Here is a 14,038-nt window from a genome sequence, read left to right as displayed (position 1 = left end):
GTTTACCCTATTTTCTCACTTGTAATTCTGCGTATGACATATAATGCTTTACAGGGAAAATATCTGGTGCGTTTTCCAGCATCATATTCCAATGTTCCTCATCCCATGCCTTAACCTGTTCCTCATTCATAGCAGCTCCCACACCTCTGCAGGCACGCATGCGACCATGCCAACCATCTCTGGTAAAGGTCACATCCATAGGAAACTCCTCACGCTTGATAATATCAAAGTTCTTGTTTAGTTCATCAGGAACATAAACTGGATGTATCGTATCTCCGTAGCTGGACCAATTCGGATTATGCTTTAAAATAATCTCCTCACTTTTTCCTGCTATCTTATCCTCATAAGGCAACCATCCCATGTATAAAATGAGAAGTTTTCCATTAGGCTTCAGCATCCTTGCAAACTTTTCATTTATGACTTTAGGGTCCAAATACCAAATGCACTGGCACACTGTAATTACATCAAATGTGTTATCAGGGTAATCAACCTCCTCTGCAGGACTAGCATAGAACTCTATATCCATTTCGCTCTCAGCCGCAAGGCGTTTTGCCTGCTCAATCTGATTTTCGGAGATATCCGTTCCAATCCACTTGGCGCAGTATTTATACATATTTCTTGGAAGGACCCCTGTGCCTGTGCCGATATCTAACACCTTTTGACCATCTTTGCAGAGATTTAAGTCGAGGATTTTCTGATAAAACTCTTCTGGATAAATGTCTCTGTACTTTGCATAATCCTTTGACGTATTGCCCCAATCAAAGGAGTTTCCATAATCGATGTCTGAAATCTGCATTACTCGTCCCTCCTATAATATTGCCTGATTATTGGTGTCCTATTATTCTGTGTCCTTCATTTCAACCTAGTAATCCGTACTCTTCCCTGTAATCTGGGACATTGAATTTCTCAGCCGCAATGGCAAATATTTATCATCCACAAGTGGCCAAGTCTCACCTGCTTCCTCTGCCAGTTGAGCGGCATGTGCAACCATTTCAAATGAATTGTCTTCGCCTGTTAAAAGCACCTGAATATTTGTGTTTATAAACCAAGGCGCCTTTTCCAACAGGCCGCTTTCCACAATGTCGCATACGACTTTTTTGTTGTCGAATGGAATTTTCAGAAATGTTGGCTTCCACTCTTTTTTGCCATCGATAGTGATATCTTCTAGGATAATGCACTGAGCCAATCCCGCATCATTTATTGCAATTCCTACGCTTCCTGAATTGTAATAATGCTTGTTATCATATGAATACTCTCCAGGATAATGGGTGTGACCACAAAGCAGATAATTGGCATCGATTTTTTCGAACCACTTTCTTGCATCCTCTCCATCAAGTGATATTCTCTCATTTGCCTTAACTGGTGAACCGTGGCAACATTTGATAGTTGGATATCCTGGCTTTTTATAATCAAACGAAATCGGAAGGTTCTCAAAGAAATCTAAATCCTCTTCTGTCAGCTGCACATAGGTAAAAAGTAGATTGCCACAGGCTGAATTGTAAATCCACTTTGCATCATCCCTGCCTTCTTGCACTGCCTTCCGATGATTGAGCATATACTCTTCCCTGTTTCCTCTGAGAAGATGACAAATGTGAGTGGCGGTGAATTTATAAAGATAATCCAATGTTTCCCTTGTGTATGGAGTGTCTGAAACAAAATCCCCAAGGAAAAGATATTCCTCGCACCCCCTCTGCTTCCATATAGCTTATAACCGCCTTTAGCGCCACAATGTTGCTGTGTATATCTGAAATAACTCCAATTTTCATGCCTCAAATCCTCTAGTCTACTTAAGCACCTCTGTCCATTCAGCCTCTTTAAATCCAAGAAGCACTGCATCATCTGTAATAACAAGTGGGCGTTTTACAAGCATACCGTCTGATGCCAAAAGCTTGAATTTTTCATCATCAGACATATCTGGTAATTTCTTTGTGAGCTCCATCTGTCTGTAGATCTGTCCGCTTGTATTAAAGAACTTTTTCAGTTCGACACCGCTCTTTTTGTGAGCAGCCCTGAGGGTCTTTTCATCAGGATGATTTCCCTTGATGTCGATTAGCTCATACTTAATTCCATTATCATCCAACCACTTTAATGCCTTCTTACATGTTGTACATCGTTCGTAGCAATATACCTTCATATTAGTTTCCTCCTATGATTTGGTTTTACTCTTCTACCGGTTTGAAATGTTCCTTTTCAACCAAGCAAACTGGGCATACAAAATCCTCTGGCAAATCCTCAAATTTTGTTCCTGGCTCAACATCCCAATCAGGCTCTCCTATCTCCTCGTCATAAACATAACCACAAACATCACATACGTACTTCATAGCTCACCCCTCCTTTTTAAATTCTAATTAGGTTTTATTGTTTGAGAAATTTGAATTCATCCGCAAAACCTATTACTTTTCATGGAAGAATTCTATTTCTTCTCCAAGAGGTCCATAACAAAATGCTACTCTCGCAGGTAATTCAGGTGTTGAAGCAATAACAACATCTGTTGGTTCTTTGAATACTTCGTACCCTGCTAATCTGACCTTCTCAATTATTTCATCCACATTATCAGTAGCGAATGCGATATGTCGAATCGCCCCCAGTTCCTTTACGCCTTCACCATTAGTAAATATTTCTAGCAGGGTATTTCCCGCATCAATCATGATTCCGTCAGGCCAGGTTCTAAGCATTTTTAATCCAAGTAAATTGATATAAAAATCCTTTGTTTTATTTAATTCTTCTTCCGAACCGCATTTCATAGAAATATGATGTATTCCAGTAATCATAGCATCCTCCAATCTACGCATCTATTTCCAATTAGTATACTAAATCAGCAGATTGTTGCATAGCAGAATATAAAAAGAACCCGTGAAAATCACGGGTTTCCATATTTTTAATTTCAATTTCCATAAATCTGTCTTAATCCATTTCTTCTAATATCATCAAGTTCTTCAGCACTCAGACAACCGCTCTGATACAGCCTCAAATATTCCTTAGACACATCAGAATCAAAAATCAAAACATCATCAGAATTAATTGTCACATCAACACCATTTCTATATAGTTCAGCTATTGGATGTGACTTTAAATCTTTCACTCTTCCAAGCAGATAATTGCTGGTTGGAGTGATGTTGAGTCTAATATTGTTATCCACTAAAAACCGCACCACATTTGAATCTTCCACTGCTGCAATCCCATGTTGTACCTCGTCAAGTTCCAGGCACTCCACTGCTTTGCTAACATCCTCTGCAGTTCCCCATTCTCCAACGTGAGCTTTCAGCTTCAGTCCTTCAGATTTAGCCCTGCGATAAATTGACTTAAAGTTTTCGATAGGCTGTGCCAGCTCATCACCATACAAATCAATAGAATAAAAAGCCTTATTCCCCCAAAAATGAGAAAGGCAATCTTCCAAATATCCTATATCACAATGTCTGGATAAACCAATCTGCAAACGCAGTTCAATTTCAGGTGCAATCTCCTGATGCGCTTTTTCAAATGCCGCAACAAGCTCATCTATATTTCCGTGAAAAAACTCGCCTACCCCCCAGACATCTTCACCTATTTCTAGTATAGTAACTCCATCTTCTTTGGCTTGTTCAAACGTTGCTTTTATCAGTAACCTGCGTCCCTCGGGAGAATCAAATGCTTGCCCCAAATTTTCAGCATTCCATGCATGCATTTCATCCATTGAAGCTAATGGCTTCTTGATTGGCTGGATGGCTCTTCCTGTTTGTTTCAATAGATACTCCCGAGAGCCTCCTAAAACAAAATGGTTATGTAAATCAGCCTTCGGACACTTGCGAATAGCATCAATATTCTCTTGTTTTACCGCTTCTATAAAATCCATTATTCCCCTCAACTTTTTGTCCCATATGAAATAACATGACATCTGGCAGCTAACATGCTATCTGCCTTTACATATTTACTGTCAGTCCCATAATCTTTTATAAATCTTCTTTTTTCATCTTCTTGGCAGACATAATCAATATAGTCATTTAATCTAACACCTATATTCTTTAACCCAATTTTTTCCATATACACTGGTATCTTCATGCCAATTTGAAAATCTCTTCCTCCAGCTTCTAATTCAGATTGCCATCTTTCCTTCAGGAAATCATCTTTTTCAAATGGATTAAATAATTCACTATCTATATACAAACCAGCATTTTCAAGTCTTCTGCTTGGTTCAATACAAATCACTAGTCCACCTGGTTTCACTGAGGCAATCATCTTTTCTATAATTACCTCTGGGGTTGAAAGATGTCTCAACAACGATTGGCAAATTGCTATGTCATAATCAGCTGTTGGGATGTAATCATTTAAATCTGCCACTTCAAAACTTACTATATCTTTAGTATTTTTGAATCGTTCTCTAGCATCATTAATTAATTCCTCAGAAATATCTATTCCTTTATAGCTACTTCCTTTCGAAATTAGCGGAATCAGCATCTGTGCCAAAAAACCATATCCGCAGCCATAATCTAGTATCTTTACAGGCCTATCTATCTTCCACACGCACTTAACAAGGAATTCAAAATAATCATCATTCCACATATGCTGCCTGGTGCTATTTAAATAATCCTTTTCTTGTCCCCAATCTATCATGTTATTCACCCTTACATAAATTTATTTGGTAATACCAATAGAAGCATATATCTCTTCTATTACTGGCGACTTATACTCAATATATTTATCTATATCATCAAGATATTTTCTTGCTGCCTCCAGTTTTACATTTCCATACTTTTCTCTATCCTGAGGATGCCTTCTCAAGTAATCTCTGAATGCCAGATGTCTTTTCAACTCTGCTGAATCCTCTGGGCATACATACAAATGATGAGTCTGCAAATGCTCTTTTCCTTCATATGCAAATGCTTCTCTACCAATTCATTCTTTATAGCTATAAAATCCTGTTTCCATTTTTTTGTCATATGGAAGCACTATTACGTGTTTAGTTCTCATATCTGTTTTCCCATGCTTTCTGCATTTCATTTATTCCAAAATCAAGCATTATTACTTATCCCTTTTAGCTCGTTATTTTGAATTAGTATACTAAATCTGAAGTTTGTTGCATAGCGAAGCTACAATAAAAACTCCTTAATTTTCTGCTCTACAAGCTTTATGTCAATAGGTAAGTCTGTCGATTCCATTGTGGTAATTAAGTCCTTGCCCAAAAGATAGCCATTCTTCTCATAATTCTGTATCTTTATAAAGTTCTTCGTAGCATACTCCACATCTGAAACAATTCCCAAATGCTCCCAGTACAATGTCTTTCGTGTTCTCAGATTTAGCACTGCAAAATCTGGATAAATAGTGTTATAACCAAGTTCTAATACTGGCTCATATTGATATGGCACTTTATATTTGTCTAGCGCATCAGCAATAATCTTCTCTGATTTAGAGCGCACCATTTCTCCACGGTTTGTTTGATACATTCCTTCTTCGGGAAAGGAATTTTGCATACCTGGATGCTCTTTGTACCATTCCTCCGTAAATAAGTAATCCGAAGGAACTAGAGGTTTTATCAATGCCCGTTTAGCAGGAGAATAGTAATCATATTCCTTTATTTTTTCTATATCATACCAATCTAAAAAATGAGTTAGTTTCTTCTCTAATAATACTAACCGCTTATTCATCTCTTTTTCATAATCTCGCTGTGCGTATTTAGCTATATTTCTAATCTCTTTTCTTTTAACGTATTGCCTAGGCTTATCTTCAGATTTCAAGTAATATTGCGGACTACCATTACTATATGAAATATAAACATGAGAGTTTGGCAAATCCTTATATCTAGCCATATTCCTATTAGATTTCTTTAATAATTCCTGTATTTCTAGTAATTGATCCTCGAGTTCTTTCTTATAATTTTCTATTGTTTATTCCTCCATTCATAAAATTCTATGTCATTTACGGAACATACGGCAAAATAGCGCTATTCTTCCGTAACAATTTTTGGTAAATCATGTATCATTACGGAATAATGGCTGGTTTTCATTTGATTTTACGTAGTAAATTCCAGCTAATTCTATAAAACTAGGTCATACAGCACATAATCCCTACGTAAAAATAACCTATAATCACTTAATATTCCGTAATCATACTGTTAAGTAGAAAAATGCTTACGTAATAATTCCATGTAAGAGGGCAATATTCCGTAAACAAGCAATCCAAGACCTTCGAACGGTCCGAATGCAATATAAACATAATCAAAATAAAAACGAAAACCGTGGCGAGCCGCCACAAAAGTGATAAAAATAGATGTGTTTTTATAACTTGTGCATGAATATAACACTCAAAAGACTTTTTGTCAACCTTCAAACCAACCCCATATTACATTCAAAAAATCTTTTGAACGCAGCAGTAGAGCCCGAGAGCTTTCCCCGCGAAAAAAGAACCCGTGAATACTCACGGGTTCCGACAACGCCTACAATATAACCATATTAATGCTCTTACTCTTCACGCTCTTCAGGTACTTCAGGGGCTTCACGCTCTTCCTCATCCCTATTCTCCAGGAATGGAAGAAGGAACTTATGATAAATCATATCTAGAATGGCCACCATAGGTATAGCGAGAAGAATTCCTACTACGCCAAACATTTTTCCACCAGCTACGATACCGATGAGAATCCAAAGACCTGAAACACCAAGGGAATCGCCAAAAAGCTTAGGCTTGATTACATAGCCATCAAGTGTCTGTAATACAGCCGTGAAAATCAAAAACGCTGCTGCATACCATGGCTCAACCAAAAGAAGCAGGAAGCCTCCAATTACTGCCCCGATAGCAGGGCCGAATGTAGGGATAATGTTAAAGATACCAACAAGCACGGAAACAAGCCCTGCATATGGCATTCCAACTATAGTCATGAATATCGCATTTACGATACCAACTACAAATGCATCGATAAGGTTATAAACAATATAGCAGTTAAGAATCTTATCGCTTTGCTTGATTACATATTCAACCTTTTCATACTGATCCTTGCAGAGAGCTTTTAAGAATCTTGCACCGCCAGCCTTTAGCTTGTCCTTTTCAGCAAGGAAATAAATTGAAAGTAAAAGTGCTATAAATGCCTGCCCAACACCTTTGCCCACGCCAGCTGTGGCTGACATAATTGTATCCATATTTTTAGAAGCATAGTCCTTAATGGTATTTAACAAATCCTTTGAATTATTTATAAAGCTGCTTAAATCCAGAGTAGAATTTGATACGCCAATTGCTGTGAGTGTTCTCTGCAGCCCATCCACATAGCCATTAAAATTCTGTGCAAAGATTTTAACGCTGTCTATCAGCTGAGGAATTACAAGAACACCAATAAATACCAAAATTACAATTAATAAAAGAAATGCACATGCATTACCAAGTGCAGCCTTTGTTTTTTCATTTTTAAGCTTTCCAAATACTTTTCTTCTGAGAAACATAGCCAGCGGATTAATAATATAGGCTATGATTGCTCCGAAGAAAACTGTGGAAAAGAATCCTAAGAAAGAGCCAATTATGTTTAAAACTGTACCAAGCCTAATCAAAAGCACAAAAAGCACTACTCCCATGCATATTGATACGGTAAGTGGATACCAGGATTTATCTTTGAATTTTTTCATCTTGCCTCCAACAAATAGAAAGTCCTTATAGTTGATTGTTGCAATTCGATGCAACCCCCTATATCTATAATTATGCAAACTCCCCTCCCAAATGCAATGAATTAATTCTAAAAATTCTATTAAGTCTTCACATATTTATGATATTGTAGAGGTGTTTATAAAAAGAAGCTGTGATGAAATCACAGTTATACATGACTTCTTGTAGGCAAGGAATCATAGAGAATACCTACAAGAATCCATACATTTAGGAGGTATCACATATGAAAATTGCAATGGCAAATGATCATGCAGGAACAGAAATGAAAAATGAAATTAAAGCATATCTTGAAAGTAATGGATATGAAGTTGTAGATTTTGGTACTTATGATAGTGAAAGCTGCGATCTTTCAGATTTTGTTTACCCAGCTTCACTTGCGGTGGCAAAGGGCGAATGTGACAGAGGTATCTTCTGCGATGGCGTTGGCTACGGTAGTGCTCTTATCGCCAACAAAATAAATGGATGCTATGCGGCAGTATGTCAGGACCCACTCTGTGCTACTCTCGCAAGACAGCATACTGATTCAAATATCCTTTGTCTCGGCGCAAAAATCATCGGTGGATTGATGGCTATGGAAGTTGTAAAAACATGGCTTAATACAGATCCACTTATGGAGGAGAAATATCGCCGTCGTGTCCAGAAAGTCTGTGACATCAACGATAAGCATTGCGTACCAGTTAAATAACAAACATTTGATTTATCCACAAACAGGGGTAGCCTATGGAAAGCAATACACAATTTGAAGCATATATAGCTGATGAAATTTCAAGACATGATGGAGTAGCTATTCCAATCAAGTCTAGTCTGCTCCATCGCCTTCTAAAAAGACGATGCAGTTGTCTGAGACTGCATCCTAATCCTGATGATGAGTTTTCACATCCTTCAGTTGGGCCAAGCTATCGAATCATCTCAGACTATGAAAAAAAGTTTCTAAATTCTGAGCGAGTTTATCAAAATTATTTTATGGGTGAAGAACCAATAGTGGTGGAAAGAATTCATCCTGATGGCTATATGATTTTAAACGGTCATCACAGGTGGGCTGCGGCCCTAAGACTGGGCTATCCAAAAATTCCAGTACAGGTTGTAAATGTAGTTCACAATCAGGAAATCAAAGAAATAGTTAAACACTCAGAGCACAACAAGCGCGTTACCCTTGATTTGGACGAGGTTGTTTTCTACAATGGCACACAAGGACAAGCAGAAAAGCCATTACCGTTCCCACTTAATAAGATTTACCCAGATCGACTGAGACTTGGAATCCCTGCTTTATTTAGAATGCTTGAAAAAAACGGATTTGATATTTGGGTATACAGTGTTAACTACTATTCCACTGACTATATTAAATCGCTTTTACGTAAATACCATTTAACTGCTACTGGTATAGTTACAGGTACATCAAAAAGAACTAATCCAGAAGACAAAAAACTGATGGAAGCACTGTATGTCGACAACTATTTATACACTCTACATCTCGATAATGCTGAAGTCAGTATGTTTGACAATGTAGCCAATGAATTCCGTGTATATCCAATCAAAGATAAGGATCACTGGTCAAGAGACGTAATCAACATTATTAAGGAGCTACCTTCTTATGATTAATAATGCCGGCGAGAAAATGCGAATATCCTTTGATCTTGATGAAGTTTTGTTCGTGTCACCCGAGACGCACAAGGTTGAAGATCCACCCGCATTTCCATTCAACAAAATTTATAAAGAACGCCTGAGGCTGGGCACTCCTGCGTTAATCAATGAACTGCAGGAGCTCGGCTTCGAGGTATGGGTTTATACCTCTTCATTCAGGACAGAAAGCTACATTAGGCACCTTTTTAAGCTTTATAATGTTCGTTTTGATGGGATTGTAAATGGACAAAGACATTTAAAGGAAGTCCAGAGAAATAATTCAACGATTCTTCCTCAGAAAATGCCTAGCAAATATCGAATTGCCTTTCATATTGATGACGAGAAAATCGTCTGCTCAAATGGAAGACAATATGGATATGAGACCTATCATCTTGATGCTGAAGATGAATTATGGAAAGAAAAAATATTGATACAGGCATATCATTTGAATGCTAAACTTAATTAATAAGGCCAGATGAGTCACACCTCATCCGGCCTATATTTTTACAATGATTTACAATTTGAATTTCATTGCACATTACATGTATACAATAAATCTTATAACGAAAATAGCTGCTTTCCCATTGGAATATCAAGTTCTCTATTTTTCTCTTCTGTGATAATCAAATCTTTTACAGTTATATATGATTTTGTAATTTTGTGTTTATATAAAGCGTTTGCGTATCTCTCCCCAATGAAATCGCTTAGTGGCCAATTGCCTTCCTGAGTAAATTTAGGTATCTCAAGAACTATTTCACTTTTTCCTTCCTGTTCAGCCTCATTAAACTGACTTATGATATCGTTTGTAAGGACTTCACACTTGTCATAAGAAAGAATTGAGTAGTTGTATGGGCAGAAAAGATGTCCTGGAAAAACAAATAACAATCCAAGTGTTCCCAACAAAACTAGCGGTGCACGTTTGTATTTGCTATTAGTTTTTTTCAACTCATTCAAGCACGCAATCATTCCCATAAAAATGTAGAAGAAACTACAAATAGTTATCTGTGGTCTAAAAATATAAGTAGGCTCAACAGCGGCACTTAGAAAAGTAAGATAAATCAATCCAAAACCAATGTAATACAAGAATCTTTCAGCTGTTGGAGTGAGTTTTTTATTATGTAGTTTACGCCATGACACAAAAACAAATATATCTAAAATAGTTAAGAATATATTCTTGCCTACCAGACTAAATACTCCCATACCCATTGTTATTGGCAAATTTATTATGAAACTCTTTTGCATTCCACCAGCTCTACCACCAAAAAGCTCTAATATATTTGTTCCAACCCAGCAGAAAATAATTAATAGGTTAAACCAATTACAACCACAATATGTCTTTAAATCAAAGCTCTTTTCCTTTAGCTCTCTTTTCAAAATAAGGAATAACTCTGTTCCTATGTATGTTGCCAAAACAACTGATGAATATAGATTAGAATTTAGGGCAAAATAAATCCATACTGCTACAACAAACTTATGAATTAGATTGCTTTTTTCAAACCATTTCTTTGATCCACCATAAATCATAAAGTGCATTACAAGTGCTGCATTTAATGCAACTGGCAAAGTATAATTATAAAAGCATGTGAGATTCTCTGACCAAAGAGCAAATGGGTTATTTCGACCATTCACCATATGTGAAATGAAATGTAACAAGAAAAAGAAACATCCATATATCACGCTTGACTTAAATGATGCAAATTCTCTCTTGTAAAAAAGAATTGGGAAATGAACAAAGTACAAAGTCAAAATCAAGCTGCTAAAAAGAGCATGCGCCAATGTCAATGAAAAGCAGTAATTATTAATCCTAGGATTAATCACCAATGCTCCAAAATAAGATGCCAATGGCATGAATGTTTCTGGGAAAACCTTGGTAGGATTCCATGCATGTATAAGGGGGATTGGCTTACGCAACTCATATACATAAAGCCAGTCGTCTGCATCATATACAACTAATGGATTAATTTTTGAAAAGAATAATAGCAATCCTGCAAAGACAGCTAAACCAAACATAGTGAATATTGCTATATCTCTCTTATTTTTCATAATTCTTTCTCCCCTACTATTATTTAACGTTGTATATTATACAATAATGTGAAAAAAAATAAAGAATATGTTCAAACTCCATAAAAACTAATGAGAGATACTTTAAGTCGAGCCCTGTTAAACCTTTTTCTTCTACATAAAATCATTTTATTTTATTCCAATATTCCAGCGCCCTTTCCATCTTCTGTATAACTTTTTCAGGAAGCATCTTTTGACCTATGCTAAAAAGATTATCAATTCCAGCAACAGCACCTACACCAAATGCATCATATATAGATGTGTGATAATCCTTACTTCCATGCCAGAATTTAATCTTTCCAGCAAAATCATTTGAAGGATTTTTATCGTACTTCTTGGCTATCTCTAAGGCCGAGTCGATACACTTTTCCATGTCATCATACTTTTTGAGACATGAAAGAACCAAAGCTTTAAATATTAGTCCCATAATTCTCATTTTGGAAAGATAGCTGTTCTCACATTTATCCAGGCTGGTTGCATCTACTATAGTAATGTACCAGTCCATGAGTTCGCTGGCTTCCCTATACGACTTTATGTCATCCAGCGAAACAAGGACCATAAAAATTCCTGTAGCATACTCCAAGACCTTAACGAGAATAGATACCAAGACTCTTGTATAGACTTCCATTGCCTCATTTGGTTTGCCTGTCATTCTTAAAATATTGGCTATACTTATATCTGCTATTCCTTGATAATTTACCTTTTTAAACTCTTCAAGAGATTTCTCAGGATTATCACGTCCCTTCAAGGTTGCTATGCGATATTTGAGGCTAAAGGTTTCCTGATCTGGGTTATCACTCTGTGAAACGTAGCGAAGAGCTGATTCACAAAGCTCTATTGCTTTTTCCCTGTAATCCTTATTATCTTTTACTGATGAAACAACATGGTATGTATACGCGCTGCTAGTGAGAATCTTATAATTGCCAGGATATCTTGCAACTGCTTTTTCTGCCTCAGAAATAGCCTCGTCATATTTATCCTCGTGCAATAGATTATCCAGCCTATCCGAAATATCATTCGCATTTTTAGAAGACATACTATATCCCAAAAGAACATCAACAGAAATATTAAAAAAATCCGCAAGCTGCATAAGGGTTAGAATATCCGGCACATTGCTTCCAGTTTCCCATTTTGACACTGCTCCAACTGTGACTCCAAATGCCTCTGCCAGTTCTTCCTGCGTCAGATTCATGTCTTTTCGATATTTTTTTATGTTCTCATTTAGTTTAATTTGCATGATTCTTTTATCCTATACTAGCTGAAAATTTTTCGTTATCTATCCCAAGAGAGCCTTCCTCAATTTCCATCTGTGGCTTTGCAAGAGCTAATACTGCAAAAACAGCTACTGCAAAAATCACACAGAAGATAAGGATTGACTCTGTACTTACCTTAGCCACTACTGCACTTAATAGAATTGAGCCCACAGGCATACATGCCGTTCCACAAGCGCCCATTACTGCAGCTGCTCTTGCGATATACTTTGGATCAGCATTTTTCATAAACTGAATATTTATTGTGCCTCCGATAATTGAAGCTGCAACCATCATGATGAAAAATGAAGCTGCAACGTCAACATAACAAACAATATTGTTTCCTGCAAAGAAACCACCACAAGCAATTCCAAACATTCCAGCACCTAAAGCTGCTGTTCCAAGCATTATCATCTTAAGTGGTGAGAGCTTCTGTGAAAGAACTGGCACAAGTGCTGAACCTGCGATACCGCCTATTGCTGCAAATGCACCTGCAATACTAAGGATTTCTCCACCCATCTGAAAAATCTCGCTGGCAATTGGTGCCTGAAGTGCATTTATAGGAATAAGCATAAAGTTAAGTGCAACAGCAAGCAGGCCATAATTGCAGATAACACGTGAGCTTGCAACATATTTAAAACCATCTAAAAAGAATTCAAGTTTGCTCTCTTCTTTTTTATCTTCAGGAGCATTTTTCTGGATAGATGCCTCTGCTTCTTTCTTCTGTGCTGCTAGTCCAGTCTTCATAGCACCTATAAGCACTGCTGCCAATACGAAGGTTACTACATCAATCATCATTGCAGTTGAAACACCTGCTGTGGCAATAATTACACCGGCTGCTCCTGTTCCAGCCAGTGAAGCTGCACTTGAAAGCATAGAATTAAGACTCATTCCGCAGGTCATATGCTCTTTCTTTACCACCTGCAAAGTAAAAGCTGATGTTGCAGGAAGATTAAAGGACTCAACTGTAGTAATGATTAAAGTGAAAATTGCCATGATTAATGCATTTACCATGCCAGCTTTATATAAAATAGCAAACAATGTAATGATGGCTGCTCTTAGAATGTGCGTAGCCACAATCACATGCTTTTTGTTAAGCTTCTCAACAATGGCTCCGGCAAAAGGCTGAACCACTACGTTTGGAAGTGTATTAAGCGCAAACACTATTGCTGACCAAGCTGCGCTGTGTGTAATCTGATAAACCAGCCATGTAAAAGCTATTGCATCAACAGAATCACCAAAACGGTTAATAACTGCAGCAAAAATCAGCTTTCTATATTCACGTTCCTTTAAAATTTCCCCATACATTTTCTTATTTTGTTCCATACCTGAAGCCTCCTTACTTGTTTTCATGACTTCATTCTACATGGAACTTACACAAACTATAATACACTTGTTGTACTAGTTGTAAAAGAAAAACTTTCCGTTACGGAAATTTTTCTATTGTTATTCTGTGAAAAAAACAGACCCTCTTCCACACAGAATTG

General features: G+C 37.1%; 16 protein-coding genes. 3 read left to right on the top strand and 13 right to left on the bottom strand.

Features of this window, described 5'->3' with window-relative positions; genetic code table 11:
* Positions 1-7 precede the first annotated feature (7 nt).
* The 10 genes from BUA88_RS08630 to BUA88_RS08585 all read right to left on the bottom strand — a co-directional run bounded on the left by BUA88_RS08630 (position 8) and on the right by BUA88_RS08585 (position 7,583).
* On the bottom strand, positions 8-796 hold the full coding sequence (locus BUA88_RS08630; RefSeq protein ID WP_072916124.1) for a class I SAM-dependent methyltransferase: 789 nt from the start codon (positions 794-796) through the stop codon (positions 8-10).
* 66 nt (positions 797-862) lie between these two features.
* The gene (locus BUA88_RS08625; RefSeq protein ID WP_083572445.1) at positions 863-1,702 is read right to left on the bottom strand and encodes a metallophosphoesterase family protein; all 840 of its coding nucleotides are present in this window, start codon (positions 1,700-1,702) and stop codon (positions 863-865) included.
* Positions 1,703-1,783: 81 nt separating this feature from the next.
* Positions 1,784-2,134 carry an arsenate reductase family protein gene (locus BUA88_RS08620; protein WP_072916116.1) on the bottom strand — a complete coding sequence of 117 codons (351 nt, stop codon included), beginning with the start codon at positions 2,132-2,134 and terminating at the stop codon, positions 1,784-1,786.
* Positions 2,135-2,159: 25 nt separating this feature from the next.
* Positions 2,160-2,321, bottom strand: coding sequence for a rubredoxin (locus tag BUA88_RS08615; RefSeq protein WP_072916113.1), 162 nt, complete (start codon positions 2,319-2,321; stop codon positions 2,160-2,162).
* Between the two features lie 72 nt (positions 2,322-2,393).
* Entirely contained in the window at positions 2,394-2,771 is a 378-nt protein-coding gene (locus tag BUA88_RS08610) for a VOC family protein (RefSeq protein ID WP_072916109.1), read from the bottom strand.
* A 113-nt stretch (positions 2,772-2,884) separates the two neighbouring features.
* Positions 2,885-3,832 (bottom strand): adenosine deaminase family protein, encoded by a 948-nt coding sequence (locus BUA88_RS08605; protein WP_072916104.1) that lies wholly within the window; start codon positions 3,830-3,832, stop codon positions 2,885-2,887.
* Positions 3,833-3,840: 8 nt separating this feature from the next.
* On the bottom strand, positions 3,841-4,590 hold the full coding sequence (locus BUA88_RS08600) for a class I SAM-dependent methyltransferase (RefSeq protein ID WP_072916101.1): 750 nt from the start codon (positions 4,588-4,590) through the stop codon (positions 3,841-3,843).
* A 21-nt stretch (positions 4,591-4,611) separates the two neighbouring features.
* Positions 4,612-4,872, bottom strand: coding sequence for a GrpB family protein (locus BUA88_RS08595; RefSeq protein ID WP_143151411.1), 261 nt, complete (start codon positions 4,870-4,872; stop codon positions 4,612-4,614).
* A 194-nt stretch (positions 4,873-5,066) separates the two neighbouring features.
* Positions 5,067-5,783 (bottom strand): hypothetical protein, encoded by a 717-nt coding sequence (locus BUA88_RS08590; protein WP_072916092.1) that lies wholly within the window; start codon positions 5,781-5,783, stop codon positions 5,067-5,069.
* A 651-nt stretch (positions 5,784-6,434) separates the two neighbouring features.
* Positions 6,435-7,583, bottom strand: coding sequence for an AI-2E family transporter (locus BUA88_RS08585; RefSeq protein ID WP_072916087.1), 1,149 nt, complete (start codon positions 7,581-7,583; stop codon positions 6,435-6,437).
* Between the two features lie 260 nt (positions 7,584-7,843).
* Between BUA88_RS08585 and BUA88_RS08580 the strand changes: the two genes are divergently transcribed.
* From BUA88_RS08580 to BUA88_RS08570, 3 genes are read left to right on the top strand one after another with little or no spacing between them, the layout of a single operon-like run.
* Positions 7,844-8,305 carry an RpiB/LacA/LacB family sugar-phosphate isomerase gene (locus BUA88_RS08580; protein WP_072916082.1) on the top strand — a complete coding sequence of 154 codons (462 nt, stop codon included), beginning with the start codon at positions 7,844-7,846 and terminating at the stop codon, positions 8,303-8,305.
* Positions 8,306-8,340: 35 nt separating this feature from the next.
* Positions 8,341-9,219 (top strand): ParB/Srx family N-terminal domain-containing protein, encoded by an 879-nt coding sequence (locus BUA88_RS08575; RefSeq protein ID WP_072916077.1) that lies wholly within the window; start codon positions 8,341-8,343, stop codon positions 9,217-9,219.
* On the top strand, positions 9,212-9,706 hold the full coding sequence (locus BUA88_RS08570; RefSeq protein ID WP_242939601.1) for an HAD family hydrolase: 495 nt from the start codon (positions 9,212-9,214) through the stop codon (positions 9,704-9,706). Before BUA88_RS08575 ends, BUA88_RS08570 begins: the two co-directional genes overlap by 8 nt.
* Before the next feature lie 92 nt (positions 9,707-9,798).
* Here the strand turns inward: BUA88_RS08570 and BUA88_RS08565 are convergent, their stop codons facing one another.
* The 3 genes from BUA88_RS08565 to BUA88_RS08555 all read right to left on the bottom strand — a co-directional run bounded on the left by BUA88_RS08565 (position 9,799) and on the right by BUA88_RS08555 (position 13,877).
* A complete protein-coding gene (locus BUA88_RS08565) occupies positions 9,799-11,283 on the bottom strand; it encodes a hypothetical protein (RefSeq protein ID WP_072916075.1) in 1,485 nt (494 codons plus the stop codon).
* A gap of 142 nt (positions 11,284-11,425) precedes the next feature.
* The gene (locus BUA88_RS08560; RefSeq protein ID WP_072916073.1) at positions 11,426-12,538 is read right to left on the bottom strand and encodes a helix-turn-helix domain-containing protein; all 1,113 of its coding nucleotides are present in this window, start codon (positions 12,536-12,538) and stop codon (positions 11,426-11,428) included.
* 7 nt (positions 12,539-12,545) lie between these two features.
* Positions 12,546-13,877 carry an MFS transporter gene (locus BUA88_RS08555; protein WP_072916069.1) on the bottom strand — a complete coding sequence of 444 codons (1,332 nt, stop codon included), beginning with the start codon at positions 13,875-13,877 and terminating at the stop codon, positions 12,546-12,548.
* Positions 13,878-14,038: the final 161 nt, after the last annotated feature.

This window comes from Pseudobutyrivibrio xylanivorans DSM 14809 (assembly GCF_900141825.1).
Classification (GTDB): domain Bacteria; phylum Bacillota; class Clostridia; order Lachnospirales; family Lachnospiraceae; genus Pseudobutyrivibrio; species Pseudobutyrivibrio xylanivorans.
Note: the sequence above shows the minus strand (reverse complement) of the source record. Positions and strands in the feature narration are given on the sequence as shown.

What these genes read in the sequence shown, in the direction of transcription:
- BUA88_RS08570 (WP_242939601.1), top strand. Translation starts at nt 9,212, where the DNA reads ATGATTAATAATGCCGGCGAGAAAATGCGAATATCCTTTGATCTTGAT.
- BUA88_RS08590 (WP_072916092.1), bottom strand. Translation starts at nt 5,783, where the DNA reads ATGGCTAGATATAAGGATTTGCCAAACTCTCATGTTTATATTTCATAT.
- BUA88_RS08600 (WP_072916101.1), bottom strand. Translation starts at nt 4,590, where the DNA reads ATGATAGATTGGGGACAAGAAAAGGATTATTTAAATAGCACCAGGCAG.
- BUA88_RS08575 (WP_072916077.1), top strand. Translation starts at nt 8,341, where the DNA reads ATGGAAAGCAATACACAATTTGAAGCATATATAGCTGATGAAATTTCA.
- BUA88_RS08610 (WP_072916109.1), bottom strand. Translation starts at nt 2,771, where the DNA reads ATGATTACTGGAATACATCATATTTCTATGAAATGCGGTTCGGAAGAA.
- BUA88_RS08605 (WP_072916104.1), bottom strand. Translation starts at nt 3,832, where the DNA reads ATGGATTTTATAGAAGCGGTAAAACAAGAGAATATTGATGCTATTCGC.
- BUA88_RS08565 (WP_072916075.1), bottom strand. Translation starts at nt 11,283, where the DNA reads ATGAAAAATAAGAGAGATATAGCAATATTCACTATGTTTGGTTTAGCT.
- BUA88_RS08585 (WP_072916087.1), bottom strand. Translation starts at nt 7,583, where the DNA reads ATGAAAAAATTCAAAGATAAATCCTGGTATCCACTTACCGTATCAATA.
- BUA88_RS08580 (WP_072916082.1), top strand. Translation starts at nt 7,844, where the DNA reads ATGAAAATTGCAATGGCAAATGATCATGCAGGAACAGAAATGAAAAAT.
- BUA88_RS08620 (WP_072916116.1), bottom strand. Translation starts at nt 2,134, where the DNA reads ATGAAGGTATATTGCTACGAACGATGTACAACATGTAAGAAGGCATTA.
- BUA88_RS08630 (WP_072916124.1), bottom strand. Translation starts at nt 796, where the DNA reads ATGCAGATTTCAGACATCGATTATGGAAACTCCTTTGATTGGGGCAAT.
- BUA88_RS08555 (WP_072916069.1), bottom strand. Translation starts at nt 13,877, where the DNA reads ATGGAACAAAATAAGAAAATGTATGGGGAAATTTTAAAGGAACGTGAA.
- BUA88_RS08560 (WP_072916073.1), bottom strand. Translation starts at nt 12,538, where the DNA reads ATGCAAATTAAACTAAATGAGAACATAAAAAAATATCGAAAAGACATG.
- BUA88_RS08615 (WP_072916113.1), bottom strand. Translation starts at nt 2,321, where the DNA reads ATGAAGTACGTATGTGATGTTTGTGGTTATGTTTATGACGAGGAGATA.